23 protein-coding genes and 1 tRNA gene are annotated in these 24636 nt (G+C 76.1%); 10 read left to right on the top strand and 14 right to left on the bottom strand.

Translation table 11 applies throughout. The features are described 5' to 3' along the window. Positions 1-4 precede the first annotated feature (4 nt). The 3 genes from ACFVXN_RS15285 to ACFVXN_RS15275 all read right to left on the bottom strand — a co-directional run bounded on the left by ACFVXN_RS15285 (position 5) and on the right by ACFVXN_RS15275 (position 2023). Complete coding sequence (locus tag ACFVXN_RS15285; RefSeq protein ID WP_389234208.1) at positions 5-1039, bottom strand: S41 family peptidase; 1035 nt, start codon at positions 1037-1039, stop codon at positions 5-7. A 76-nt stretch (positions 1040-1115) separates the two neighbouring features. Continuing rightward, positions 1116-1664: a hypothetical protein gene (locus ACFVXN_RS15280; RefSeq protein WP_389234205.1), complete on the bottom strand. Its 549-nt coding sequence runs from the start codon at positions 1662-1664 to the stop codon at positions 1116-1118. Then, positions 1661-2023, bottom strand: coding sequence for a PadR family transcriptional regulator (locus ACFVXN_RS15275; protein ID WP_389234202.1), 363 nt, complete (start codon positions 2021-2023; stop codon positions 1661-1663). The genes ACFVXN_RS15280 and ACFVXN_RS15275 overlap by 4 nt, the downstream gene beginning before the upstream one ends. A gap of 384 nt (positions 2024-2407) precedes the next feature. Here ACFVXN_RS15275 and ACFVXN_RS15270 point away from each other — a divergent pair, with 384 nt between their 5' ends. After that, positions 2408-3331 (top strand): pseudouridine synthase, encoded by a 924-nt coding sequence (locus tag ACFVXN_RS15270; protein WP_389234199.1) that lies wholly within the window; start codon positions 2408-2410, stop codon positions 3329-3331. 91 nt (positions 3332-3422) lie between these two features. Then, positions 3423-3938, top strand: coding sequence for a hypothetical protein (locus tag ACFVXN_RS15265; RefSeq protein WP_389234197.1), 516 nt, complete (start codon positions 3423-3425; stop codon positions 3936-3938). Positions 3939-3978: 40 nt separating this feature from the next. On the opposite strand, the gene ACFVXN_RS15260 is transcribed toward ACFVXN_RS15265, so the two are convergent. From ACFVXN_RS15260 to ACFVXN_RS15245, 4 genes are all read right to left on the bottom strand, one after another. Then, a complete protein-coding gene (locus ACFVXN_RS15260; RefSeq protein WP_389234194.1) occupies positions 3979-4464 on the bottom strand; it encodes an ATP-binding protein in 486 nt (161 codons plus the stop codon). Between the two features lie 97 nt (positions 4465-4561). Next, positions 4562-5047, bottom strand: a complete 486-nt coding sequence (locus tag ACFVXN_RS15255; RefSeq protein WP_389234191.1) for a GNAT family N-acetyltransferase — start codon at positions 5045-5047, stop codon at positions 4562-4564. A 37-nt stretch (positions 5048-5084) separates the two neighbouring features. Further along, positions 5085-5906, bottom strand: coding sequence for a polyphosphate kinase 2 (ppk2, locus tag ACFVXN_RS15250; protein ID WP_389234188.1), 822 nt, complete (start codon positions 5904-5906; stop codon positions 5085-5087). After that, the gene (locus tag ACFVXN_RS15245) at positions 5903-7276 is read right to left on the bottom strand and encodes an APC family permease (RefSeq protein ID WP_389234185.1); all 1374 of its coding nucleotides are present in this window, start codon (positions 7274-7276) and stop codon (positions 5903-5905) included. Before ACFVXN_RS15245 ends, ppk2 begins: the two co-directional genes overlap by 4 nt. 136 nt (positions 7277-7412) lie before the next feature. Here ACFVXN_RS15245 and ACFVXN_RS15240 point away from each other — a divergent pair, with 136 nt between their 5' ends. Next, positions 7413-7736 (top strand): YtxH domain-containing protein, encoded by a 324-nt coding sequence (locus tag ACFVXN_RS15240; protein ID WP_389234182.1) that lies wholly within the window; start codon positions 7413-7415, stop codon positions 7734-7736. Positions 7737-7803: 67 nt separating this feature from the next. Here the strand turns inward: ACFVXN_RS15240 and ACFVXN_RS15235 are convergent, their stop codons facing one another. Then, entirely contained in the window at positions 7804-9201 is a 1398-nt protein-coding gene (locus tag ACFVXN_RS15235; protein ID WP_389234179.1) for a gluconate:H+ symporter, read from the bottom strand. After that, complete coding sequence (locus ACFVXN_RS15230) at positions 9201-9764, bottom strand: gluconokinase (protein WP_389234176.1); 564 nt, start codon at positions 9762-9764, stop codon at positions 9201-9203. The genes ACFVXN_RS15235 and ACFVXN_RS15230 overlap by 1 nt, the downstream gene beginning before the upstream one ends. 240 nt (positions 9765-10004) lie before the next feature. Here ACFVXN_RS15230 and ACFVXN_RS15225 point away from each other — a divergent pair, with 240 nt between their 5' ends. Continuing rightward, a complete protein-coding gene (locus tag ACFVXN_RS15225; protein WP_389234173.1) occupies positions 10005-10697 on the top strand; it encodes a FadR/GntR family transcriptional regulator in 693 nt (230 codons plus the stop codon). 97 nt (positions 10698-10794) lie between these two features. Here the strand turns inward: ACFVXN_RS15225 and ACFVXN_RS15220 are convergent, their stop codons facing one another. Beyond that, a complete protein-coding gene (locus ACFVXN_RS15220; RefSeq protein ID WP_389234170.1) occupies positions 10795-12567 on the bottom strand; it encodes a pyruvate dehydrogenase in 1773 nt (590 codons plus the stop codon). Positions 12568-12805: 238 nt separating this feature from the next. Here ACFVXN_RS15220 and ACFVXN_RS15215 point away from each other — a divergent pair, with 238 nt between their 5' ends. Beyond that, positions 12806-16951: an SCO7613 C-terminal domain-containing membrane protein gene (locus tag ACFVXN_RS15215; protein ID WP_389234167.1), complete on the top strand. Its 4146-nt coding sequence runs from the start codon at positions 12806-12808 to the stop codon at positions 16949-16951. Positions 16952-16969: 18 nt separating this feature from the next. Here ACFVXN_RS15215 and ACFVXN_RS15210 read toward each other — a convergent pair whose 3' ends face one another. Next, positions 16970-18259 (bottom strand): MFS transporter, encoded by a 1290-nt coding sequence (locus tag ACFVXN_RS15210; protein WP_389234164.1) that lies wholly within the window; start codon positions 18257-18259, stop codon positions 16970-16972. An 81-nt stretch (positions 18260-18340) separates the two neighbouring features. Between ACFVXN_RS15210 and ACFVXN_RS15205 the strand changes: the two genes are divergently transcribed. Next, complete coding sequence (locus ACFVXN_RS15205; protein ID WP_389234162.1) at positions 18341-18637, top strand: GNAT family N-acetyltransferase; 297 nt, start codon at positions 18341-18343, stop codon at positions 18635-18637. Between the two features lie 117 nt (positions 18638-18754). Continuing rightward, positions 18755-19402: a DUF998 domain-containing protein gene (locus ACFVXN_RS15200; RefSeq protein ID WP_389234160.1), complete on the top strand. Its 648-nt coding sequence runs from the start codon at positions 18755-18757 to the stop codon at positions 19400-19402. Positions 19403-19418: 16 nt separating this feature from the next. Here the strand turns inward: ACFVXN_RS15200 and ACFVXN_RS15195 are convergent, their stop codons facing one another. Further along, complete coding sequence (locus ACFVXN_RS15195; protein WP_389234158.1) at positions 19419-19580, bottom strand: hypothetical protein; 162 nt, start codon at positions 19578-19580, stop codon at positions 19419-19421. 121 nt (positions 19581-19701) lie between these two features. Further along, entirely contained in the window at positions 19702-21375 is a 1674-nt protein-coding gene (pgm, locus tag ACFVXN_RS15190; RefSeq protein ID WP_389234156.1) for a phosphoglucomutase (alpha-D-glucose-1,6-bisphosphate-dependent), read from the bottom strand. Positions 21376-21477: 102 nt separating this feature from the next. Between pgm and ACFVXN_RS15185 the strand changes: the two genes are divergently transcribed. The 3 genes from ACFVXN_RS15185 to ACFVXN_RS15175 all read left to right on the top strand — a co-directional run bounded on the left by ACFVXN_RS15185 (position 21478) and on the right by ACFVXN_RS15175 (position 23950). Further along, positions 21478-22305, top strand: coding sequence for a DUF5926 family protein (locus tag ACFVXN_RS15185; protein ID WP_389234154.1), 828 nt, complete (start codon positions 21478-21480; stop codon positions 22303-22305). Between the two features lie 267 nt (positions 22306-22572). Continuing rightward, on the top strand, positions 22573-23487 hold the full coding sequence (locus tag ACFVXN_RS15180; protein ID WP_389234151.1) for a glycosyltransferase family 2 protein: 915 nt from the start codon (positions 22573-22575) through the stop codon (positions 23485-23487). A gap of 88 nt (positions 23488-23575) precedes the next feature. Beyond that, entirely contained in the window at positions 23576-23950 is a 375-nt protein-coding gene (locus ACFVXN_RS15175) for a VOC family protein (protein ID WP_389234148.1), read from the top strand. Positions 23951-24531: 581 nt separating this feature from the next. Here ACFVXN_RS15175 and ACFVXN_RS15170 read toward each other — a convergent pair. Continuing rightward, positions 24532-24616, bottom strand: a tRNA-Ser gene (locus tag ACFVXN_RS15170). Between the last annotated feature and the right edge of the window lie 20 nt (positions 24617-24636).

Below are 24636 nucleotides of genomic sequence, written 5' to 3'. Positions count from 1 at the left end.
CCCGTCACCCCGCGGCGCACCCCTGCTCCGCGAGCCACGCGCGCCCGGCGGCCTCGGCGTCGGGCCCGGCGGTCGGGTGGGCGGCCGGGAGCGGGACCTCGTCGAGGACGACGCCGTCGCGGTCGACGTAGACGCTCTCGGTCACGACGAGCTCGGCGCCGTCGTACAGCCGGTAGGGCGTGTTCGCGGAGGTGTAGCCCGCGCTGGGCGCCCCGAACGTCGCGACGTGGTCGAGCCCGCGGAACGCGGTGAGCACGACCTCCCCGCTCGAGGCGGTGCGCTCGTCCTGGAGGACCGCCACGGAGCCGGAGACGCCGGGGTCCGGCCGGACGCGGGTCGTCGTCCGCCCGTTCAGCCCGGCGCCGTCGTCCTGGATCGTGACCTGGGCGGTCGTCCGGTCGTGCCGGTCGCTGAAGAACAGGGCGGGGCCGTCCGGCAGCAGTGCGGAGACGCCGGACAGCATCGGGTACATCGTGCCGCCGGTGTTCCCCCGCAGGTCGACCACCCAGCCGCAGGTCGCCGGGGCAGCGGCCGCGATCCCGTCGGCGAGGGTGTCGGCGTAGCGCTGCTGGGTCTGCGGGGAGCCGCCGGCCAGCTCGGGCACGACGACGGTCGTGACGTCGCCGGTGGTGGTCACGGTCGGGCCGGGTGCCTCGTCGGCGGCGGACTGCGACGCGGCGGCCTCGTCGGGGGTGAGGAGCGCCGAGTGCGGCCCGCCCGCGACCTGCACGGCCTCGGCGAGCGCGGCGTGCAGGTCGGCGTAGTCGTCGGCGTCGGCCGCCGCGGTGCGGACCGCCTGCCGGGCGGCGTCCCACGCGGGCCCGGTCGCGCGGTACCCACCGGACATCAGGTCGAGGGCGACGTCCGCGTACTGCTGCGGGCTGGGGGGCAGCAGGTACACGCCGAACCGCGGGCCGTAGCGACCGACCCCCCAGACGGCGGCGCCGGCCACGACCAGGACCACCGCGGTGGCGGCGGTCCAGGCGCGGCGCCGGCGTCGGGCGCGGGTGGACGAGGGTCGGGTGCGGGGGCGGCTCACGGGTCCCGACGCTACGGACGCCCAGGTCCGTGATGCGTCAGCCTCCGGGGGGACCGGTCCGTCCCCGGCGTCGTGCTCAGGCCCGAGCGTCGCCGGTCGCGGGTCGGACCCGGGGACGCCGCCGCGCCGGCCGGACCCGCCAGGCCCGTGCGCCGAGCAGGAACGGCACGGCGAACGCGAGCACGTGCAGCAGCAGCCAGCCCCAGGACGGGCGCAGCGTCGACATCAGCCCGTCGGGGCCGGCCTCGAACGTGATGCGGGCGCCGAGCACCTCGCGGTGCGCGGTCAGGGTGTCGGTCCCGGCGAGCCCGGCGAGCGCGTCCAGGGTGCCGAACGCGTAGGCCAGTTGCGTGTAGAGCACGAACGCCAGGACGATCCCGCCCCAGACCGCGCCCGCCGTCCAGCGCGGCGCCGGGCTGTCGAGCTCGGCGAGGTGGCCGTCGGCGAGCGCGCGGGGGCTGCCGAGGTCGGCGATCGCCCGGGCCATCCCGATCTCGGCGGCGGTGGTGTCGAGCTCGCGGCGCAGCTCGCGGGTGAGGTGCCGGGACTGCGGGTGGTCCTGCACGGCCCAGGAGAACCGGGTGATCGTGAGGTCGCGGTGCAGGCGGTCGCGCAGGGAGGTCATCGGGTCTCCTCGGGGTCGTGGGGGGTGCGGGCGGCGGACAGCACCGTGCGGACCGTGCGGTCGAGGGCGTCCCAGGCGGCGGAGGCGGCGGTCAGCTCGTCGGCGCCGTCGTCGGTCGGTCGGTAGTACTTGCGGGCCGGGCCGGAGGTGGACGGCACGAGGCGCGAGCGGATCTGGCCGTCGCGCTCGAGCCGGTTGAGCACCGGGTACACCGTCCCGGTGGTGAGGTCGGTGAGCCCGGCGTCGTGGAGGCGGTTCACGAGCTGGTAGCCGTAGGACTCCTGCTCGGTGAGCGCCGCGAGGACGAGCATCGGCAGGACGCCCTTGAGGAGCTGGCTGTCGCGGACGGGTGGGGGCATGACTCCACGGTAGCGCCTGCTACCTGGTATCGCCAACTACCGGCGGGGCGCGCCGGCGTCGCCGAGACAGGACCTCCGCGCCGGGACAGGGCCCCCGCGCGCCCTGTCTCGGCACGCCGGACCTGTCTCGGCGAGGCAGGAGGAGGGGGCGCGGGGGAGGGGGGCGCGGGGGAGGGGGCGCGGGGGGGGGGGGGGGCGGGGGCGGGGGGGGGGGGGGGGGGGGGGGCCCCCGGCGGCACGCCCGGGACCCCCCCGGCCCCGCCCCCCGCCCGGCCCCCCGCGGCCGGCCCCGCCGGCGCCGCGGCCCCCCGCCCGCGGGCGGCGCCCCGGGGGGCCGTGGGGCCCGCGGGGGGGGGGGGGGGGGGGCGCCCGTACGATCGCCCGGTGCCTCCCCGCTCCCCGCTCCCGCCGCGCCACGGGCTGGGGGCCGCGTGGGTCCGGACGCCGGACCGCGACCGCGCGCACCCGGTGGCCTGGTCGACGATGGGCGCGTGGCTGCGGGATCGCCTGCCCGAGCACGTCGACGTGCCGGCGATGCTGGCGGCAGGGCGGTTCGTCGCGGAGGACGGCCGCGCGCTCCGGGAGGACGACCCGTACCTGCCGCACCTGTTCGTGTTCTTCCACCGCGACCTCCGCGAGGAGCCGGAGGTCCCCGGCGAGGTCCACGTGGTGCACCGGGACGAGCGCCTGGTGGTCGTCGACAAGCCGCCGTTCCTGTCGACGATCCCGCGCGGGCGGCACGTGCGGCAGAGCGTCGTCGTGCGGATGCGTGAGGAGCTGGGCCTGCCCGAGCTGTCGCCGCTGCACCGCCTGGACCGGGTGACCTCCGGCCTGCTGCTGCTCGCGACCGAGGCCAGCTGGCGCGCGCCGTACCAGACGGCGTTCGAGCGGCGGGCGGTCGAGAAGACCTACCGGGCGCTCGCGCCGCTGCGCCCGGACCTGGAGCTGCCGGTCGTGGTGCGGGACCACATCCGCAAGGAGCGGGGCTCGTGGCAGGCGGAGGTCGTGCCGGGGGCGCCGGTGAACGCCGAGACCCGGGTCGAGCTGGTCGAGGAGGTCGACGGGCTCGGGGTCTACCGGCTGTCGCCCCGCACGGGCCGCACGCACCAGCTCCGGCTGCACCTGCTGGGGCTCGGCATCCCGATCGTCGGCGACCCGCTGTACCCCGAGGTCCGGGACGTCGAGGTCGACGACTTCCGGCACCCGCTCCAGCTGCTGGCCGCCGAGGTGGCGTTCACGGACCCGGTCGACGGGCAGCCGCGTCGGTTCCGGTCCGTCCGTGCCCTGCCGCTGACCGGTTCCGCCTGACGGCGCACGACCTCCACCCGGAGGCGGATGCCCGCGCCCGGGGGCCGGGCTAGCGTGGCACGGACCCACCAGCCGACCAGGAGGGACCGTCATGCCGACGACCCCGCCGGCCTCCCGCGTGCTCGTCGCCGCGGTGACCGGGGCCGCTACCACCGCCTACTACGCCACCCCCGACCTGATCCGGTCGCGCACCGCGCGCGGCTGGGCCAAGGCCGGGTGCGCCGCCGTCGTGGCCGCCGCCGCCGTGCCGGACCTGCGCAAGGCCCGGGCGGACGCCTCGGCCCGGCGCGTCCGCCGCGAGCAGGAGGCCCGACGGGCGGCCAGCACCGCCGAGCCGCCGGAGGAGCCGGTCGGGCTGCGCGACGCGCTGGACGGCATGTCCCCCCGCGCCCGCGTCGTCGTCGGTGCCACCGCGGCCGCGCTGGTCGCCGGGTCCGTCGCCATGACCGTCGCCGGGGAGCGCTGGATCTTCCGCCGCGGCGAGGTGCGCCGCGCGGCGGGTCGGTCGTGGCCGCACACCCGGGCCGCGGTGGTCTGGGGGCTGGTGTCCGCGGGCATGCTGCTCGTGCCCGACCCGCCCGAGGAGCAGGACGGGACCGGCGCCTGACGTCCGGTCCCGCCGGGGTCGTCCGGCCCCGGCGGGGTCGTCAGGTCCCGGCGGGCCGGCCCTGCGCGGGGAAGACCGCCCAGACGTGCTTCGTCTGCTCGTCGGTGTACCAGCCGACGTCCTGCGACAGCCGGCGGGCGATCAGCAGGCCGAACCCGCCCGCGCCGACCGCGCGCTCGCCGGCGATCATCGGGACCGACTCGAGGTCGCTGTCGCAGACGTCGAGCAGGTAGTCCCGCCCGTCCGTCCCGAGGGACAGGACGGTCGGGGGCAGGCCGTGGTCGAGGGCGTTCGTGGCGAGCTCGGAGGCCACCAGGACCATGTTCTCCGGCACGCGGCCGAGCTCCAGCTGCGGGGTGGCGTGCGGTGCGGTGACCTCGGCCAGCAGCTCGCGGCGGACCCGGGCCAGGTCGGTCACCGTGTCCAGCTCCCACCGGCGGACCGTCGTGAACCGCTGCGGGGGTCGCGACGACTCCAGACCGCTGTCGGTCTGCGGGCGCGGGCCCGTGGGGTCGTCCTGAGCCACGTCATCTCCTGGGTCTCGAAGGAAGGGCCGACCTGACGGTAGGTCGGGGTGCGTCGGGACGCCAGCCGACGCGGTCGCCGCCGGGCGTCCTCGCGCGTCACCGGGCCGTCAGGTCCAGCGTCATGAAGGTCGAGTGCGGGCTCGGCAGGTACTCCGCGAACGGCCCGCACGCCACGAACCCGGCGCGCGCGTACAGCGCGCGGGCCGCCGCGAACCCGTCCTCCGGGCCGGTCTCGAGGCTGACCCGGGCGTACCCGCGGTCGACCGCCAGGTCCACCAGGTGGGCGAGCAGCGAGCCGGCGACCCCGCGGCGCCGGGCGGCCGCGGCGGTGTGCATCGACTTCAGCTCGCCCTGCCCGGGCGCGATCTCCGCCAGCGCGCCGACGCCCAGCAGCGTCCCGTCGGCGTCGCGCGCGCTGACGAACGTGATGTGCGGCGCGGTCAGCGCGTCGACGTCGAGCGCGTGCACGTCCTCCGGAGGGCTCTGCTCGTGCATGAGCTCGAGGTGCCGGGTCAGCAGCGCCAGCACGTCGGGCGCGCGCGGGTCGTCGGGGGCGATCGTGGGCGGGGAGGTCGTCGTCATCGCCCAGGACGGTACCCCCGGTGCCCGGACCCGTCGCTCAGGCGTCCGCCTCCGGGTCGCCGAGCAGCTGGGCGGCGTGGTCCGGGACGGAGGTGAACAGCTCGCGCGGCGGGCGCCGGTAGTCGTCGGCGGCCGGTGGCCGGTCGGGCAGGTGCACGGGCTCGTGCGGGACGGGCCGGTACGGGATCGTCGACAGCAGGTGCGCGATCATGTTGAGCCGCGCGTTCCGCTTGATGTCGGACTCCACGACGAACCACGGGCTCGCCGGGGTGTCGGTGTGCGCGAACATCTCGTCCTTCGCCCGGGAGTAGTCCTCCCACCGGGCGATCGACTCCAGGTCCATCGGGCTCAGCTTCCACCGCCGCACCGGGTCGTCCAGCCGGGAGCGGAACCGCTTGAGCTGGACCTCGTCGGACACCGAGAACCAGTACTTGCGCAGCAGGATGCCGTCGTCGATGAGCATCTGCTCGAAGCCGGGCGCCTGGTCGAGGAACCGCTCCTGCTCGGCGGGCGTCGAGAACCCCATCACCTTCTCGACCCCGGCGCGGTTGTACCAGGACCGGTCGAACAGCACGATCTCCCCGGCGGCGGGCAGGTGCGCGACGTACCGCTGGAAGTACCACTGGGTGCGCTCGCGGTCCGTGGGCGCGGGCAGCGCGGCGATCCGGGCGACGCGGGGGCTGAGGTACTCGGTGATCCGCTTGATCGTGCCGCCCTTGCCGGCGGCGTCGCGGCCCTCGAACACCACGACCACCCGCGACCCGGTGGCGCGCACCCACTCCTGGAGCGTCACAAGCTCGGACTGCAGGCGGAACAGCTCGGCCTCGTACACGTCCTTGGGCACCTTGCGCGTCGTCATGACGGGACCGTACGCCCGCGCGCGACCCGGTTCACCAGGTACAGCACGACGCCGATCGCCAGCAGCACGCCGGCCCGCGCGTACACGCCCGGGTCGCGCCCGGTCAGCGGCGATGCGAGCACCAGGGACACCACGGCGCCGAGCACCGGGGCCCAGGTCGGCGCGCGGAACGACCGGCGCGCGTCGCCCTCGGGCCGCTCGGCCTCGTCGTCCTCGACCGGTCGGCGGCGCAGGACCAGGACCGCGACGTTGACCACCGCGAACACCAGCAGCAGGAGCAGCACGGTGGTGTCGGCGAGGTCGCCCAGGTCCCCCGTCGCGGTCAGGGTCAGCGCGAGCGCGACGGTGAACGCGATCGCCGTGACCGGCGTGCGGCGACGGGCGTGCACCCGGCCGAGGAACGCCGGGACGATGCCCTCGCGCGACATCCCGTAGACCAGCCGCGACGCCATCATCATGTTGATCAGCGCGGTGTTCATCACCGCGAGCAGCGCGATCAGCGCGAACAGCCACGGCGGGAACGCCAGCCCCGCGACGTTGACCACCTCGAGCAGCGGCCCGGTCGAGTCCGCGAGCACGTCCGTCTCCACCAGCATCGACGACGTGAACGCGACCGCCAGGTAGATCAGCCCGGCGACGAGCAGCCCGCCGAACAGCGCCCGCGGGAAGTCGCGCCGCGGGTGCCGGGCCTCCTCCGCGAGGTTCACCGAGTCCTCGAACCCGAGCAGCGCGTAGAACGCCAGCGCGGTCCCGCCGAGGACGCCCATCCACGCCGGGCCCTGCGTCTCGAGCTGCAGCGCGCGTCCCGGGTCGCCGTCGCCCTGCAGCAGCGCCCACGCGCCGATGCCGATGATGACGAGCAGCCCGCTGGCCTCGACCAGGGTGAGGACGACGTTGACCCGCACCGACTCGGACACCCCGAGCACGTTGACGACCGTGATGAGCCCGAGGAACACCCACGCGGCGACGACCACCGGCACCCCGAACGGCAGCAGCTCGGCGAGGTAGTCGCCGCCGAACGCCCGCGCCGCCGCCGACGCGCTGGTGATGCCGGACATCATCACGGCGAACGCCACCAGGAACGTGAGGAACGGCCGCTCGAACGCGCGGTTCGCGTAGAGGGCCGCACCGGCGGCCTGCGGGTACCGGGCCACCAGCTCGGCGTACGCCGTCGCGGTCAGCGCCGCGAGCCCGAACGCGAGCAGGAACGGCAGCCAGATCGCCCCGCCCACTTCCGCGGCGACCGTCCCGGTCAGGGCGTAGATGCCCGCACCGAGGATGTCGCCGACCACGAACAGCAGCAGCACGGTCCGGCCGATCGTCCGCTTCAGCGCGGGCTGCTGGTCGGTCTCCTGCACGGCCTCGGCCATCGGACCACCCCCTCCGGCGCCCACTGTGGCCCTGTCGGGACGACCGCGCGCGGGGAACGCCCGCTCACCGGGCACGGCCCGTGACCCGCGCCTACTGTCGGACGGACCACCAGGCACCGACAACCGGAGGTCACGCATGAAGGGCAAGCTCGCATTCGTCCTCGGCGCGGGGGTGGGCTACGTGCTCGGCACCCGCGCAGGTCGCGCGCAGTTCGAGAAGATCAAGGGCTGGGCGTCCGACGCCTGGCACGACCCGCGCGTGCAGTCGCGGGTGGACGACCTGGAGTCGACGGCCGCGCAGTTCGCCAAGGACCAGGGCGTGGCGCTGAAGGACAAGGCGGTGGACGCGGTGAAGAGCGCCGTGTCCCGCTCGGGCGACGACGAGCCGGCCACGCCGGCCCCGTCGGCCCAGGGCGCTCCGGCGCCGACGACGCCGGTCAGCCCGCCGCCGGCGGGCTGACGCCACGGACGCAGCAGGGCCCCGCCGGACGAACCGGCGGGGCCCTGCTGTCGCGTGCGGGGGACCGCTAGATCACGAGGCTGAGCAGCAGCACCACGATCAGCGCGGTCACGGACAGCACGCACTCCATGAGCGACCAGGTCTTGAACGTCTGGCCGACGGTCATCTTGAAGTACTCCTTGACCAGCCAGAACCCGGCGTCGTTCACGTGGCTGAGGAACACCGAGCCGGCGCCGATCGCCAGCACCATGAGCGCGACGTGGGTGGCCGGCAGGCCCTCGGCGAGCGGGGCGACGATGCCGGCGGCGGTCACCGTCGCGACGGTCGCGGAGCCCGTGGCGACGCGGATCAGGACCGCGACCAGCCAGGCCGCGAGCAGCGGGGAGATCGGGGCGTCCGCGAGGCCCTTGGCGATCACGTCGCCGACGCCGGAGTCCACCAGCGTCTGCTTGAACCCGCCGCCCGCGCCGACGATCAGCAGGATGCTGGCGATCGGGGCGAACGAGGAGTCCACGAGCTTGCTGACCTGGCTGCGGGTGCGGCCCTGCGCGGTGCCGAGCAGCACCAGCGCGACCAGCGACGTGATGAGCAGCGCGACCAGCGGGGTGCCGATGAAGTCGAGCACCTGGCCGGCGCCGGAGTCCTGGAACCCGATGGTCTCGGCCAGCGTGCGGGCCAGCATGAGGACGACGGGCAGCAGCACGACGGTGATCGCCACGGCGAAGGACGGCTTGGTGGCGTCGTCGTCGCGGTCGGCCCCGCCGATGATGTCGGTCGGCGGCTCCAGCGGGACCCAGCGGGCCATCGGCTTGGCGAGCAGCGGGCCCGCGATGGCGACGGTCGGGATGGACACCAGCAGGCCGAGGCCGAGCGTGAGGCCCAGGTTGGCGCCGAGGGCGTCGATGGCGATCAGCGGTCCGGGGTGCGGGGGCACCAGGCCGTGCAGCGCGGACAGGCCGGCCAGGGCGGGGATGCCGACCGCGATCATCGACAGCTTGGACCGCCGGGCGACCAGCATGACGACGGGGATCAGCAGGACGACGCCGACCTCGAAGAACAGCGGGATGCCGATGATGAACGCGGCGAACGCCATCGCCCACGGCAGGCGCTTCGCGGGGGTCTTCGCGAGCACGGTGTCGACGATCTGGTCGGCCCCGCCGGAGTCGATCAGCATCTTGCCGATGATCGCGCCGAGCGCGATGAGGATGCCGACGCCGGCGACCGTGTCCCCGAGGCCCTCGGTGAAGCTGCTGAACGCGTCGACGTAGGACAGGCCGGCGGCGACCGCGAGCACGCCCGCGCCGAGCATCAGCGACAGGAACGGGTGCAGCTTGACCCAGACGATCAGCGCGACGATGACGGCGATGCCGATGACGGCGGCGACGATCAGGCGGGTGTCGGACACCGCGGGGGCGGCGTCGTCGGCGGCGGCGAGCAGTGCGCCGGCCGTGGGGAGCAGGGACATCAGGACTCCTGGGCGGGGGTCGAGGGCGCCGGCGTCGTCGCGCGGGCCGTGGTGACGTCGATGCCGAGCTCGCGCAGCGCGGCGTCGGCGACGGAGTGCGGGGAGACCTCGACGGGGACGACGACGCCGTCCTCGGCGTCGGTCAGCCGCTCGAGCGTCTGGAACTGCGAGGGCAGCAGCGACGGCGGCATGAAGTGCCCGGCGCGGCCGGACATGCGGTCGCCGATGGACTCGATCGTCCCGTCGAGGTGCACGAACCGGACCCGGCCCTCGGCCTCGCGGAGCACGTCGCGGTAGACGACGCGCAGCGCGGAGCAGGTGACGATCGTCGACCGGCCGGCGCGGGACTGCTCGGTCAGCCAGTCGCGCATCGCGCGCAGCCAGGGCCAGCGGTCCTCGTCGGTCAGCGGCGTGCCGGCCGACATCTTGTCGATGTTGCTCTGCGGGTGGAACTCGTCGGCCTCGGCGTACGGCCAGTTCAGGCGTTCGGCGAGGATCTGGGCGGTCGTGGTCTTCCCCGACCCCGAGACCCCCATCACCACCAGGTGCTGGACCTCCGGCATCGCTGCCCCTCCTTGACGTCGTTGTCCGGGCGGCGAGCGTCCGGGCCACCCCGGATCGCCCCGAGGTGACGGACACTCTGGCACAAAGGTGCGATCTTTGAAAGCCAAAGGTCGCACCTAACGCGTCGTCGCTGGTCGTGGCGGCCGTGCCGCCGTCGCCACGCCTGTGTGCGACCCTGGCACGGCCCTCCGGGGGCCGCGCGTCGAGGGGACGCACCGCCGGGGGCAGAGGGAGTGGGCGTGGCCGTCGAGGTGCTGCACAACGGGCTGCTCGAGGTGATCGGCGCCGAGATCACCTCCGGCGTCCTCGCCGAGGGGTCGGTGCTCACGCTGGAGCAGCTGCAGCAGCGGTTCGGCGTCTCCCGGACCGTCGCGCGCGAGACCATGCGGATGCTCGAGCACCTCGGCCTCGTCACCTCGCGCCGCCGCGTCGGCCTGGTCGTGCGCCCCGCCGCCGACTGGGTCGTGTTCGACGCCCGCGTCATCCGCTGGCGGCTCGCCGGCCCCGGGCGCCTCGGGCAGCTGAGGTCGCTCACCGAGCTGCGCGCCGCCGTCGAGCCCGTCGCCGCCGCGGCCGCCGCCCGGCACGCCGACGCCGCCGAGGTCGACCGCCTGCTGTCCCTCGTCGCGCAGATGCGCGAGCACGGGGAGGCCGGCCGGCTCGACGAGTTCCTGGCCTGCGACGTCGAGTTCCACGCGCTGCTGCTGCGCGCCGGCCGCAACGAGATGTTCGCCGCGCTGACCGACGTGGTCGCCGAGGTGCTGGCCGGACGCACCCGGCACGGCCTGATGCCGAGCCGCCCCCGCGCCGAGGCGCTCGACGCCCACGAGGCCGTGGCCGACGCGGTCCGGCGCCGCGACCCCGACGGCGCCGAGCGCGCGATGACGACGATCACGGCGGAGATCCGCGCCGCCCTCGGCGACCTGCACTGACGCCGAGACAGGACCGCGGCGCCGAGACAGGGCGTCCGGCGGCCCTGTCTCGCGGCGGAGGCCCTGTCTCGGCGGGGCGGTGGGTCGGGCGCGTCGGTCAGGGGCGCGGGATGTTGCGGAGGTTGCTGCGGGCCATCGCCATGACCTCGCCCATGCCGCCGCCGAGGATCTCCTTGCTCATCGCCGCCGTGAAGCCGCTGACCTGCGCCCGCGTGATCTTCGGGGGCAGCGACAGCGCGCGCGGGTCGGTCACCAGGTCGATCAGCGCGGGGCCGTCGTGGCTGAACGCCTCGCGCAGCGCCGTGCGGATCTGCGTGGGGTCCTCGACGCGGACCGACGGGATGCCGACCGCGCGCGCCACCGCCGCGTAGTCGATCGACGGGGAGTCCGTGCCGTAGCTCGGCAGCCCGTCGACCAGCATCTCCAGGCGGACCATCCCGAGCGTCGCGTTGTCGAACAGGACGATCTTCACCGGCAGGTCGTAGTGGACCAGCGTGATGAGCTCGCCCAGGAGCATCGACAGGCCGCCGTCGCCCGCGATCGCGACGACGTGCTTCTGCGGGGCACCGGTCTCCCGGGCCGCGAACGCCGCGCCGATGGCGTGCGGGACCGCGTTCGCCATCGACCCGTGCAGGAACGACCCGATCACCCGGCGGCGGCCGTTCGGGGTCAGGTAGCGCGCCGCCCAGACGTTGCCCATGCCCGTGTCGACCGTGAACACGGCGTCGTCGGCGGCCTCCTCGTCGAGCAGCACCGCGGCGTACTCGGGGTGGATCGGCGTGTGGTGCTCGACGTCCTTCGTGTACGCGCCGACGACGCCCGACATGGCCTTCTCGTGCTTCTTGACCATCGAGTCGAGGAACCGCCGGGACTTCTTGCGCGTGACCAGCGGGAGCAGCGCGCGCACGGTCTCGCCGACGTCGCCGACCACGGCCAGGTCGGTCCGGGTGCGGCGTCCGAGGTGGGTGGGGTCGATGTCGACCTGCGCGGTGCGCACCCCCGAGGGCAGGAACTGGTCGTAGGGGAAGTCGGTGCCGAGCAGGACCAGCAGGTCGGCCTCGTCCATCGCGGACTGCAGCGCGCCGTACCCGAGCAGGCCGGTCATGCCGACGTCGAACGGGTTGTCGTACTGGATGAACTCCTTGCCGCGCAGGCTGTGGCCCACGGGCGCGGCGATCGCGTCGGCGAGCGCGAGGACGTCGTCGTGCGCGCCGCGGACACCGGCGCCGGCGAGGATCGTGACCTTCTTCGCGGCGTCGATCGCGTCGGCGAGCGCGGTGACGTCGGAGGTCGCCGGGATGACGCGAGGCCGGCTCGGCCGGGTCAGGGTGTCGGTCCCGGCGGCGGGTGCCTCGAGGTCGGCGACGTCGCCCGGGATGGTCAGCACGGCGACGCCGGGGGCGCCGTAGGCGTGGTGGATCGCGCTGCGGATGACCCGGGGGGCCTGCTCGGCGGACGAGATCATCTCGGAGTACACCGAGCACTCGAGGAACAGCCGGTCGGGGTGCGTCTCCTGGAAGAACTGCGTGCCGATCTGGGCGCTCGGGATGTGCGAGGCGATGGCGAGCACGGGGACCCGGTTGCGGTTCGCGTCGTAGAGGCCGTTGATGAGGTGCAGGTTGCCGGGGCCGCAGGAGCCCGCGCAGACGGCGAGGTTGCCGGTGATCTCGGCCTCGGCGGCGGCGGCGAACGCGGCGGCCTCCTCGTGGCGGACGTGCACCCACTCGATGTCGGCGCCCGCGGCCCGCGCCCGGCGGATCGCGTCGACGACCGGGTTCAGGCTGTCCCCGACGATCCCGTAGATGTGTCGTGCCCCGGCGGCGATCACCTGGGCGACGAGCTGGTCGGCCACCGTGCTGCTGCGTGCCATGCCGTGCTCCTCACGTCGATCCTCGGGTCTATATTCATCCCATGAATCGCGACCGGCCACCGGTGGGCGGTGTCTCGTCGGTCACGCGGGACGGGCCCCGGTCGCACGCCGAGGCGCCCCCAGCGTCACCCGGTGCGCGGACGTCGGCACCCCGGGAGCGGGTCCGACCTGGTGAAGAACGAGGTAGGTCCTGTGGACGACGGGGGTTGAGTACCCGCGGGCTGGCACGCTACGGAGCGTGGAACCGACCTCGGCGGACGCCGCCCGCCGCGAGCTGACCGACTTCTCCCGCTGCCCGGCGTGCGGCGCGACCCTCACCGGGCCCCGGTGCGCCGCCTGCGGGCTCGCGCTCGACGGACCCGTGGGCGTCCGGATCGCCGACGCCTCCCGGGAGGCCGTGCGCGCGCTCGACGCGCGGCACGCGGTGATCGAGCAGGCGCGCGCGGCGCAGTCCGGCGGCTCTGCGGCACCCGCGCCCGTCGCCGGGGTCGGCTGGTTCGTGGCACCCGCGGGTCCGCCGGTCGGGCGACCCGCCCCGGTGGCGCCGGCCCGGCCCGGCTGGGGACCGCCGCCCGTCGGTCGCCCTGGTGCCCCCGTCGCCGGCCCGTTCCAGCCGCGCCCGTCCCCGGCCCGCCCGTACCCGGCCGGCCCCGGCCACCCCGGACCGTCGGCGGCCCCGACGGTCGACGTCGCACGGCTGCTCGCACTCGCAGGTGCCGGGCTCGTGGCCGCGGCCGCCCTCGTGTTCGCGTTCTTCGTGCTCGCCGACCAGCCCGGCGCCCGCGTGCTCGTGCTGCTGCTCGCGACCGGCCTCGCCGCGACGGGCACGCTCATGCTCCGCCGCACCGGGATCGGCTCGTCGGCCGAGGCGGTCGGCGGGCTCGTCGCCGCGCTGTGCGTGGTCGACGCCTGGGTCGCCGCCTACCTCGCGGACGGCTCGTGGCGGTGGGTCGTGCTCGCCGTGCTGCTGCTGGTCGTCGGTGTGGGGGTCCCCGTGGCGGGACTCGCCCTGCGGGTGCGCTCGTGGACGACGCTCGTGCTGGTCCTGCCGGTGGTGCCGCTCTCCGTCGCCGGGGCCGTCGGGTCCGGCTGGGCGTGGAACCTCGGGCTGCTCGGCGCGGCCCTCGCGACCCTGGTCCGCACCCGCCACCGACGTCGGGTGCACGAGCGGTTCGGTGGCACGACCGACGTGGTCGACGCGCTGCTGACCGTCGCGGCCGTCGGCCTGCTGGCCGGCGCCGTCGCGCAGTCGGTGTCCCTGGACCCGCCCGCGCGGGCCTGGGTCGCCGGCGGGACGGCGATCGCGCTGCTGCTCGCGGCCGGGGTCGCCCGCGCCCAGGCCGTCGCCGGTGGTGCCACCGCGTGGACCGCGTCGGCCGGGGCGCTCGCGGTGCTCGCGGGCGGGCTCGCCCCGGTGGGATCGGTCCAGGCCGCGTCCGGGGTGGCGGCGCTGGCCGCGGCCGCGGTCTGGGCGGTCCTGGTCCTGGTCCCGCGACGCCGCGGGCGGGAGCGGGACGCCGGTGCCCGGTACCGGGCGCTGGTCTCGGGCGGCTGGGTCGCCCTCGTCGTCGTGGCGCTGCCGGGCGTCCTGGCCGGGGGCGTGGCCACGCTGGCCCTGCTCGGCGCCGTCGACCTGACCCTGCCGACGACCCTCCCCGGCGACGCGTACGCCGCGTCGGTGCCCGGCGCGGGGCTCGGACCGGCGCTGGCGGCCGTCGTGCTCGCCGGGGCGTGCGCCGGGGCCGCGCGCCTGCGGCTGGCGGCGGTGCCGGCGCCGGCGCTGCCCCTCGCCCCCGCGTCCGGGTCGGCGCTGCCGGCCGCGCCCCGGTTCGGGTCGCTGACGCCGGTCGCCGGTGCGGCGGGTGCGCCCGCTCCCGTGGCGCCGCGGCGGGCGCCCGCGGTGGTGCGGGTCGCTCTGGCGTGCCTGCCCCTGACGGCGGTGCTCGCCGTCGTGCTCGGTGCCGGTCTGCTGCGCCCGTGGGCGGTCCCGCTGCTGGTCGCCGAGGCCCTGGTCGCGGTCGCCCTGGTCGAGGTCGCCCGTCGGGTGCCGCCCCGTCGTGCGCTGCGCGCCGACCACCCGCTGCCGGGTCCGTGGCGGGGCACGCTCACGGGCGTGGCCGCCGGGCAGGTCGCGCTGCTGGGCCTGCTCACCTGGTCGTCCCGCCCGACGATCGCCGTGGGGGCGGTCGTCGTGGTCCTGCTCGTGCTGCGGGCGCGGGCGCTGGTCGCCGCCGAGCTGCGGGGCGTGCTGGTCGGCGTCGCCACCGGCTACGGCGCCGCGGTCCTCGCGGTGCTGCTCGGGGCCGACGGCTGGGACGCGTTCGGCGTGATCGGGACCGTCGCGGTCGTGCTGCTGGCGCTCGGCGCGCTGCTCACCGTGCTGCGGCGGGTCACCGACGCCACCTGGGCCGGCGTCCTCGTCGTCGCGGCGCTCCCGGCGGTGCTCGGCATCGGGTCGGTCGCCGTCGAGCGCACGTGGTGGGGCGCCGGCGTCGCCGCCGCGCTGGTCCTGCTGGAGGTGCTGCTCCTCGACACCCGCGCCCGCCAGGTGCCGGCGTGGCTGCGGCTCGTCGCGGCGGGCCTGGTCCTGCCGTCCGTGGCGGTGGTCGTCATCACCGCCGGCGCCCTGCTGCTGCCCGGCTCGGGCTCCCCGGTGCTGCTGCCCGTCGTCGCCGTGCTGGCCGCTGCCGCGGCGGTGGCCGCACCCGCCGTCGCCGACCGCGTCCGCCGCCGGGCCCCGGGCGTCACGTCCGAGCAGGTGCGCCCGGTCGTCGAGCTCGCCGCGGCCGGGACCGGCACGCTGGCCCTGCTCCTGGGCGTGGGTCGCTCGACCACCGGCGCGGACACCGTGCTCGTGCTCTGCGCCGTGCTCGCCGCCGGTGCCTCCGTCGTGGCCCGGCAGGCCGACCGCCGACCCGTCTGGTGGGGCGCTGCCCTGCTGTGGTGCGGCGTGGTGTGGTCCGCGCTCGCGTGGCGGGACGTCGGCCTGGTCGAGGCGTACACCGCACCGCCCGCTGCCGCGGCGATCCTCGTCGGGGCCCTGCTGGCCCGCCGCTCGGACCGGTGGCGCGGGCTCGTCGGGGCGGGCGTCGCGCTCGCGGTCGTGCCCTCGCTGCTCCTGGCGGCGTCGGGCCGCGCCGTCGGCGTCCGCTCGGCGGTGCTGCTCGGGCTCGCCGCGGCGACGGTCGCCGTCGGCCTGCTCGCCGCCCGACGGGCCCGCAGCCCCCTCGGGGAGCGCGGGACGCTGCGGGCGCTCGCGGGCCCGTCGGTCCTCGGTGGCGGCGCTGCCGCGCTGGCCGGGACCGTGAGGGCCGTGCACCTCGCCGCGACCACCCCCAGCGGCTCGGGCGTGGCCAACGCCCGGCTGCTCGGCGCGGCGCTGCTCTGGTCGCTGCTCGGCGCGGTGCTGCTCGGCGCGCTCGGACGGCTGCACGCGGACCGCGTGGCCCGCGCGGCGGCGACCGTCCGGGCTGCCACCCCGCCGGCGGCGCCCGGTCCGACGGGTGCGCAGGGTCCGACGGGTGCGCCGGGTCAGCCCGGTGCCCCGGGTGGCCGGTGGCCCGTCCCGGTCGACCCGATCGCGACCCGCCTCCGTCGCGCCGCGCTGCTCCGCCGCTGGTCGCTGGCCCCCGCGCTCGTCGCCGGGACCGTCGGCACGCTCGCCGCGGCCCGGCCGTCGTGGGCGCTCACCTGGACCGGCTGGGTCGTCGAGCTCGCCCTGCTGGCGCTCGCCGTCCTGGCCGTGCGGTCGGAGGCCCGCCGGACGGGCGACGCGCTCGCCACCGCCGTTCCGCCCGGCTGGGCGCTGTGGTGCGTGGCGCTGGCGTGGGCCATCGGGGCGTGGAGCCCGCGCGAGCTGCGGGTCGAGGTGTTCGCGCTGCCCCTCGGGCTCGCGCTCACCGCGATGGGCGCGGTCGCGCTCGCGGCAACGGCGCGGGCGGTCGGGCCCACCGGTCACCCGACCGGGCCGACCGGGCCGATCAGCCCGACCGACATGACCGGGCTCAGCTGGCCCGCCGGTCGGGCGGGCAGCGTCGCCACCCTCACGCCGGGTGTGCTCGCCACCCTCGGCCCGTCGATGCTGGCGATCTGGACCGACCCCATGACGTGGCGGGCGATCCTCGTCGTGGTGCTGGCGCTCGGGTTCATGCTGGTCGGCGCGCGGCAGATGCTCCGCGCCCCGCTGGTCGTCGGCGCCGCGGCGCTGCCGGTCGCGGTGGTGTCGGTGTTCGCCGCGCAGATCGGGCGGACGATCTCCGCCGGGCCGTGGCTGCTCACGCTGCTCGCGGCCGGCGGGCTGCTGCTGGTCCTGGGGATCTTCGCCGAGCGGCGGTCCGCGGCGGGCGCCGACGGGGAGGCCGCGCGGCGGGGCGTGCTGCGCTGACGACGTCGCGCGGGGTGGCTACGCCTCGCGCGACGGGGCCGACTCCGCCGCGGTGCCCTCGGGCGTGGCGGCGACCCCGGTCTCGGTCTCGCCGAGGTCCGCGGTCCCCGACCGCAGGGCGCGCAGCGACGCGGCCACCGCGAGCACGGCCAGCACCGCGGCGCCGACCACCACGAGGTACCCGCCGTGCGACCCCTGGCGGTCGATCAGCGTCCCGGCGAGCCACGACCCCAGCGACACCCCGACGCCCAGCGACGTGCCGACCCAGGTCAGCCCCTCGGTCAGCCGCTCGCGGGGCACGAAGTGCTGCACCAGCCCGTTGCCGTTGATCAGCGTGGGCGCGATCGCGAACCCCGCGACGAACATGACGACCGCGAGCACCACCATCGTGTCGACCAGCACGAACAGCGAGGCCCCGACGGCGAGCGCGACCATCCCGACCGCGAACCGCTGCCACAGCGGCGTGGTCCAGTGCCTGGCGCCGTACAGCAGGCCGGAGATCATCGACCCGCACGCGAACACCGCCAGGACGACGCCGGCGAGCCCGGGCCGGCCGTCCTCCTCGGCGAACGCGACGGTGCTGACGTCGGTCGCGCCGAAGATCGCGCCCATCGCGACGAACACGACCGCGAGCACGACCATGCCCCACGACCGCATCACCGAGCGGCGCGCCTGCGGGCGGCCGTCGCTCCCGGTCGGGGCGGGTCGGGGGTGCGGCGGCGGCTGCGTCGCCCGCTGCGCGAGGAACCAGAACCCGCCGACCAGCATCCCCACCACCGGGACGACGAGTCCCGCCGAGGGGGCCACCGAGGTCGCCAGGGTCGTCGCGAGGATCGGTCCGACGACGAACACCAGCTCGTCGAGCGCCGACTCGAGGGAGTACGCCGTGTGCACCGAGCGGGGGTCGTCGAGCAGGTGCGACCAGCGTGCGCGGACCAGCGCGCCGAACGACCCGATCGTCGCGCCCGCGGCGCCCGCCGCCACGTAGAGCGTCCACACGGGCGCACCGCCGACGGTGCACAGCACGAGGGTGACCAGGGCGGTGGCCGACACCGCGATGGCGGGCCGCATCACGCGCGCCTGGCCGTGCAGGTCGACGAGGCGGGCCAGCTGCGGCGAGCAGACGGCCTGGGCCAGCACCGACACCGCGGACACGCTGCCGGCCAGTCCGTACGAGCCGTGCACCGCCTCGATCATCAGCACGATCCCGATGCCCACCATCGACATCGGGAGCCGGGCGATCACGCCGGCGGCGGAGAACGCCAGCGCCCCCGGCCGGGCGAGCACGTCACGGTAGGGCCCCAGCACCCGGCCAGTCTCGCACCCCCCGCCGACACGGCCCGCACCGATATCGCGCGGGCCGCTGCACCGCCGCCGATACTCGGTCGCATGAGCGCACCGACCGTCACCGACCTGCCCGACGAGCACCGCTTCGAGGCCCGCGACGTCGACGGCGCCGTGCTCGGTGTCGCCGAGTACCGGCGCCGCCCGGGCGTGGTCGTCTTCACCCACACCGAGGTCGACCCGCGTCAGGAGGGCCACGGCGTCGGCTCGGCGCTCGTGCGGGCGGCCCTCGACGCCGTGCGCGCGGCGGGCGACCGGATCGACCCGCAGTGCCCGTTCGTCCGCGCCTTCGTCGACGACCACCCCGACTACGCCGACCTCGTCACCCCCGACGCCCGCTGATCCGCCCCGGACTCGTCGCCCCCCGGGGGGCGTGGATCCATGCTGTCCGACACGCCCGGCGTGTCGGGCCGAATCTTCCACCCTGCGCGGCCGACCCCCCGGGGCTACGGTGCCGCGGTGCCGACCGCCGACCGACCCCAGCCCCCGAACCGGGCCCAGCCCACGCCCCGGGCCGAGCCCACGCCCCGGGCCGAGCCCACGCCCCGGGCCTGGGCGCTCGTCTCCGCGGTGGCCGCTCCCGTCGCGATGATCGGTGGCTGGACCCTCGCGGCGGCGCTGCAGGACGGGTTCGACCCGGTGCGCGCGACGATCAGCGAGCTCGCGACCGCCGCGGTGGACCGTCCCGGGGTGATGACCGCGGGGCTGCTGGTCACGGGTGCCGCGCACCTGGTGACGGCGGCGGGGTCGCGCGGCGTGCCGCTGCCGGGGCGGCTGCTGCTGGCGCTCGGGGGCGCGGGCACGGCGGCGGTCGGCCTGCTGCCGGTGGACCGGGTGCCGACGGCGCACGCGGTGGCGGCCGGGATCGCGTTCGGCGCGCTCGCCCTGTGGCCCGCGGCAGCGGCCCGGCGACGGGGCGCGCGCCCGCTGCGGCCCGGCGTCGTGCTGCCCACGAGCGCGGCCCTGCTGGCGCTGCTCGGCTGGTTCGTCGTCGAGCTCACCGGAGACGGCGAGCTGGTCGGGCTGACGGAGCGCCTGGTCGCGGGGGCGCAGTCGGTCGCCCCGCTCGCGCTGGTGGTGGCGCTGCGCCGCGCGGCCGCGTCCTGACCGCGCGCGCCGGCCGTCAGGGGTTGAGGTAGGAGGCGGGGTCCTGGTCGCTCGTCGCCGCGTCGGGCATCGAGCGGGCGACCTCGTCGTCGGAGATCTCGTCGTCGCGGACCTCGTCGACCTGCGGGTCGGCGACCGTGTCGGGTGCGCCCTCGGGGTGCGGTGCGTCGGTGCTCATCACGTCCTCCTGGGGTGTGCGGGGTGTCCCGCCCACGCTAGGTGCGGTGCCGACGGCACGCGCGCCGGGGCCGGTGGTCACGCGGTCCGCGGCGGACGCGCGACCACCGGCCCCGGTCGGGTCAGCCGCCGAGCGCGTCGGAGACGACGTCCTTCGCCGCGGCCTGCACCTGGGTCAGGTGCTCCGGGCTGACGAACGACTCGGCGTAGATCTTGTAGACGTTCTCGGTGCCGGAGGGCCGGGCCGCGAACCAGGCGTTCTCGGTCGTGACCTTGAGCCCGCCGATCGGGGCGTCGTTGCCGGGCGCCGCGGTGAGCTTGGCGGTGATGTCCTCGCCGGCGAGCGTCGTGGCGGTGACCTGCTCCGGGGACAGCTTGCCGAGGGTGGCCTTCTGCTCGAGCGTCGCCGGCGCGTCGACCCTGGCGTACCAGGACTGCCCGAAATCGCCGACCAGCTCGGCGTGGTGCTGCGACGGGGACTTCCCGGTGGTGGCGAGGATCTCCGACGCGAGCAGCGCCAGGATGATGCCGTCCTTGTCGGTCGTCCACACGCTGCCGTCGGTGCGCAGGAACGACGCCCCTGCCGACTCCTCGCCGCCGAACCCGACCGAGCCGTCGAGCAGGCCGGGCACGAACCACTTGAAGCCGACGGGCACCTCGAGCAGGCGGCGTCCGAGGCTCCCGGCGACCCGGTCGATCAGCGAGGACGACACGAGCGTCTTGCCGATGGCCGCGTCGGCGGGCCAGCCCGGGCGCGCGCCGGAGTACAGGTACCGGATGGCGACCGCGAGGTAGTGGTTCGGGTTCATCAGCCCGGCGTCGGGGGTGACGATGCCGTGCCGGTCGGAGTCCGCGTCGTTGCCCGTGGCGATGTCGAACGGCGCGTCGCCCTGCATCGCGGTGACCAGGGAGGCCATCGCGGACGGCGACGAGCAGTCCATCCGGATCTTCGCGTCCCAGTCGAGCGTCATGAACGCCCACTGCGGGTCGACCTTGGGGTTCACGACGGTGAGGTCCAGGCCGTACCGCTCGGCGATCGCGCCCCAGTACTCGACGGACGCGCCGCCCAGCGGGTCCGCGCCGATCCGCACGCCGGCCGACCGGATCGCGTCCAGGTCGAGCACGTGCACGAGGTCGTCGACGTACGCGCCGAGGAAGTCGTGCTTGCGGGTCGTGTCCGCGGCGAGCGCGGCGTCGAGGCCGACCCGGGGGACCCGGTCCACCCCGGAGGCGAGCAGGTCGTTCGCGCGGTTCGCGATCCAGGACGTCGCCTCGGACCCCGCGGGCCCGCCGTGCGGCGGGTTGTACTTGAAGCCGCCGTCGCGCGGCGGGTTGTGGGACGGGGTGACGACGATGCCGTCCGCGAGGCCGGGGCCGGCGGCCCGCACGCCCTCGGAGGTCGCAGCGCCGTTGTGCAGGAGGATCGCGTGCGAGACGGCCGGCGTCGGGGTCCACGAGGCGCGGGCGTCGACGCGGACCTCGACCCCGGCGGCCGCGAGGACCTCGAGCGCGGTCTGCCAGGCCGGCAGCGACAGGCCGTGCGTGTCCCGGCCGATGAACAGCGGGCCGTCGGTGCCCTGCGCGCGGCGGTACTCGACGATCGCGGCGGTGATCGCGACGATGTGCGCCTCGTTGAACGCGCCGTCGAGGCTGGAGCCCCGGTGGCCGCTGGTGCCGAACACCACGCGCTGGGCGGGGTCGTCGAGGTCGGGGCGACGGTCGACGTACGCGGCGAGCATCGCCTCGACGTCGACCAGGTCGGAGGGCTGGGCGGGGGTTCCGGCGCGCGGGTCCATGCCCCCGATCCTGCCACCGAAGCCGACCTCCCGACGGGTCGTGCGGCGAACCTGTGGACGACGGTCCGCGGGTCCCGTGCGGCGGCCGGTAGCCTGGGGCGCATGGCCACCGCATCTTCCGTCGAGTTCGTGCTGCGCCCCTTCGAGGGGCTCCCCTCGGAGCCCGACTGGGTCGCCCTGCGCGAGCTCGTGCCCGCCGCCACCGCGACCGCGCGCACCACCGCGGAGCACGGCGCCCGCGACATCACCGTCACCACCGTCCTGCCCGACGGCTGGGCCGCGCTGCACCGCGCCGACGGCGTCGTCCTGCTCGCCCTCCAGACCGTCAGCAGCTCCGGCGACGCCAGCCGCGACCTCGCCGCCGCGCTGGTCGAGGCGCTCGAGTCCGAGCCGGGCACCGCCGTGCAGCAGGTCGGCCTCCCCGGCCCCGGCCCGCGCCTGCAGGACGTCCTCGACCTGACCGTGCCGTTCGACGTCACCGTCGAGGAGTCGTTCGCGTACTGGGTCGCCGCCGACACCGAGATGACGCCCGAGCTGAAGGCCGCCATCGAGGAGGCCGACGCGGGCGTCGTCGACACGCACAAGGTCGCCGCCGTCGACGCCGCGTACTGGGTCCGCATGGGCGCCCGCGAGTACCTGCGCTGGGCGCAGCCGCACGACGAGCAGCAGGTCATCGACGGCCTCGCCCGCCTGCACGGCCGCCGCGAGTCCGGGTTCGAGGGCGCGAAGTTCATCGGCTACTTCCGGTCCAACGGCCTGGTCGTCCCCGTCTGGGAGCTGGCCCGCGGCAGCGAGGCCGAGGACGTCGAGGCGCCGCTCGCCGCGTTCGCCCCGCAGTTCGCCGAGGCCCTGGCCAGCACCGAGCCGCTCGACGCGAACGCACGCCGCGCCCGCGCCGGCATCGTCGCCCGGCAGGTCACGCTCCGCTGACCACGTGACGCCCCGCAGGCCGCCCCCCGGGAGACCCCGGGCGGGCGGCCTGCGTCGTCCCCGGGTGGGCGCCCCGCGTCGTCCCCCGGCTCGCGCCGTCCCCGCGGGCCCCGCGCCGTCCCCGTGGGGCGGGCGCCGTCCCCGTGGGGCGGGCGCCGTCCCCGCAGGTGACGGGGACGCGCCCCGGTCGTGGCCGTCCTGTGCAGCATCCGCGTGTCCGGCCCCCGCAGGACGCGGGTGGCCCGCCACGTCGTTAGGCTGTGCCAGGTGACAGGCGAGGCGGACGAGACCACCGAGGCGCGACCGGGCGAGGACCGCCCTGCTCAGGGCGAGGACGCCTCCGGCACCCCCGACGCCGCCGCCGAGGCCGGGCACAAGCCCGCCCGCAAGCCCCGGCGCCCCAAGGCCCAGCCGCCGGCCCCGCTCGACACCCCGACGACGACCGCCCGCACCGGCCGGACGCGGCAGCGCGTCGCCGTCGTGATCCCGGCCAAGGACGAGTCCCGGCGGATCGCCGCCACCGTCCGCTCGGCCCGGGCGATCCCGCACGTCGACCTCGTGCTCGTGGTCGACGACGGGTCGGAGGACAACACCCAGCACGTCGCCCGCGAGGCCGGCGCCGTCGTCGTGCGGCACTCGCACAACCGCGGCAAGGCCGCCGCGATGGAGACCGGCGCCGCCGTCGTCGCCATGCGCGACGCCCCGGACCGCCCGCCGCGCCTGCTGCTGTTCATCGACGGCGACCTCGGCGACACCGCGGTGAACACCGCACCGCTCGTCCCGCCGGTGCTCGAGGGCACCGCCGACGTGTCGATCGCGCTGCTCCCGCCGCAGCCCGGCGCGGGTGGTCGTGGGATCGTCGTCGGGGCCGCGCGCCGCGCCATCCAGTCGATGACCGGCTGGACGCCCACGCAGCCGCTGTCCGGGATGCGCTGCCTCACCCGGGAGGCGTTCGAGGCGGCCACGCCGCTCGCGCGGGGCTGGGGTGTCGAGACCGGCATGACGATCGACCTGCTCCGCAAGGGGTTCGTCGCCGTCGAGGTGCCGTGCGACCTGCGGCACCGGCCCTCGGGCAGCGACCTGCGCGGCCAGATGCACCGTGCTGCGCAGTACCGCGACGTCCAGCTCGCCGTCGCGGCCCGCAAGCTCCGCACGGTCGGCGGGGGCAGGCCGAAGCGCTGACCCCTGGCCCCGGGCGCACCGCGTGCGGGACGATGACCGGAGTCGACCCCGCACCGGCGCGGGGCCGCCCGGGTTCCTGGGGGCAGCGATGGCACACGGCGACATCACGCACACCGACATCCCCGTCGACGACGTGGACCGCGCGAAGCGGTTCTACGGCGGGGTGTTCGGCTGGTCGATCGAGGAGATGCCGGGGTTCGAGGGCTACCCCATGTGGCGGGCCCCGAACCAGATCAGCGGCGGCGGCCTCGCGCCCCGCGACGAGCGGCTCCAGGCCCCGCGCAGCTACGTGGAGGTCGACTCCATCGACGACGCGCTCGGGAAGGTGACCGAGCTCGGCGGCCGGGTCGTGATGCCACGGACGCAGATCAGCCCGACGAGCTGGTGGGCGGTCTTCGTGGACACCGAGGGCAACGAGCTCGGGCTGTACGAGTCGACCGGCGAGGGGGAGCAGCCGGAGTAGGTCGCCGACGAGGGTGTGACACCGTGCTAGGGCCGCGGCGCTGCGTGGCCGGGTGACGGGCGCGTCTTCTCGACGCTCGTGATGCGTTGGGCGCCACCGAGCCACGCTGCGTGCGCCGGGTCGATGTCGGCCAGGATCCGCTGCATCGCGATCCGGGCGCCTCGTGGAGCGCGCCCGACATGAGGACGTTCCACCGGTAGAGGCGGAACGCCTCGTGCTGCCTCCCGTGCGAGGCCGCGAGGTACGGCGCCAGGCGTGCGGGTGAGATGCCCGTGAGGACCGCCGCCGGGACGGCAGGCGCTGGTGGCGGTGCGGCCATGCTGATAACTTCTTTCGTGAAGGCGGAGGCAGGTCACTCCGTTAGGTGTGGACAGAGCCCGCGGGATCCCCGCGGGCTCTCGTCGTCTCCGGGGTGTTCCGATACGACCCGGAGTCGGGCAGAACGGCGCCTCGTTCCTACCGCCACCCGCCCACCCGGGCGCACGTCCTTCCGCGTCACACCCGACGGTGTGCAGCGCCACGCCCGGGCATGACGAAGGGCCCGCCACCTGCGCGAACGCGGTGACGGGCCCTTCGACCTGCGGAGGATGGGGGATTCGAACCCCCGAGGGCGTTAACCCAACACGCTTTCCAAGCGTGCGCCATAGGCCACTAGGCGAATCCTCCCGGCCTGTAGAGGGTACCCG

The organism is Cellulomonas sp. NPDC058312, assembly GCF_042880135.1.
Taxonomy (GTDB): Bacteria; Actinomycetota; Actinomycetes; order Actinomycetales; family Cellulomonadaceae; genus Cellulomonas.
This window is presented reverse-complemented; position numbering and strand designations above follow the sequence as displayed.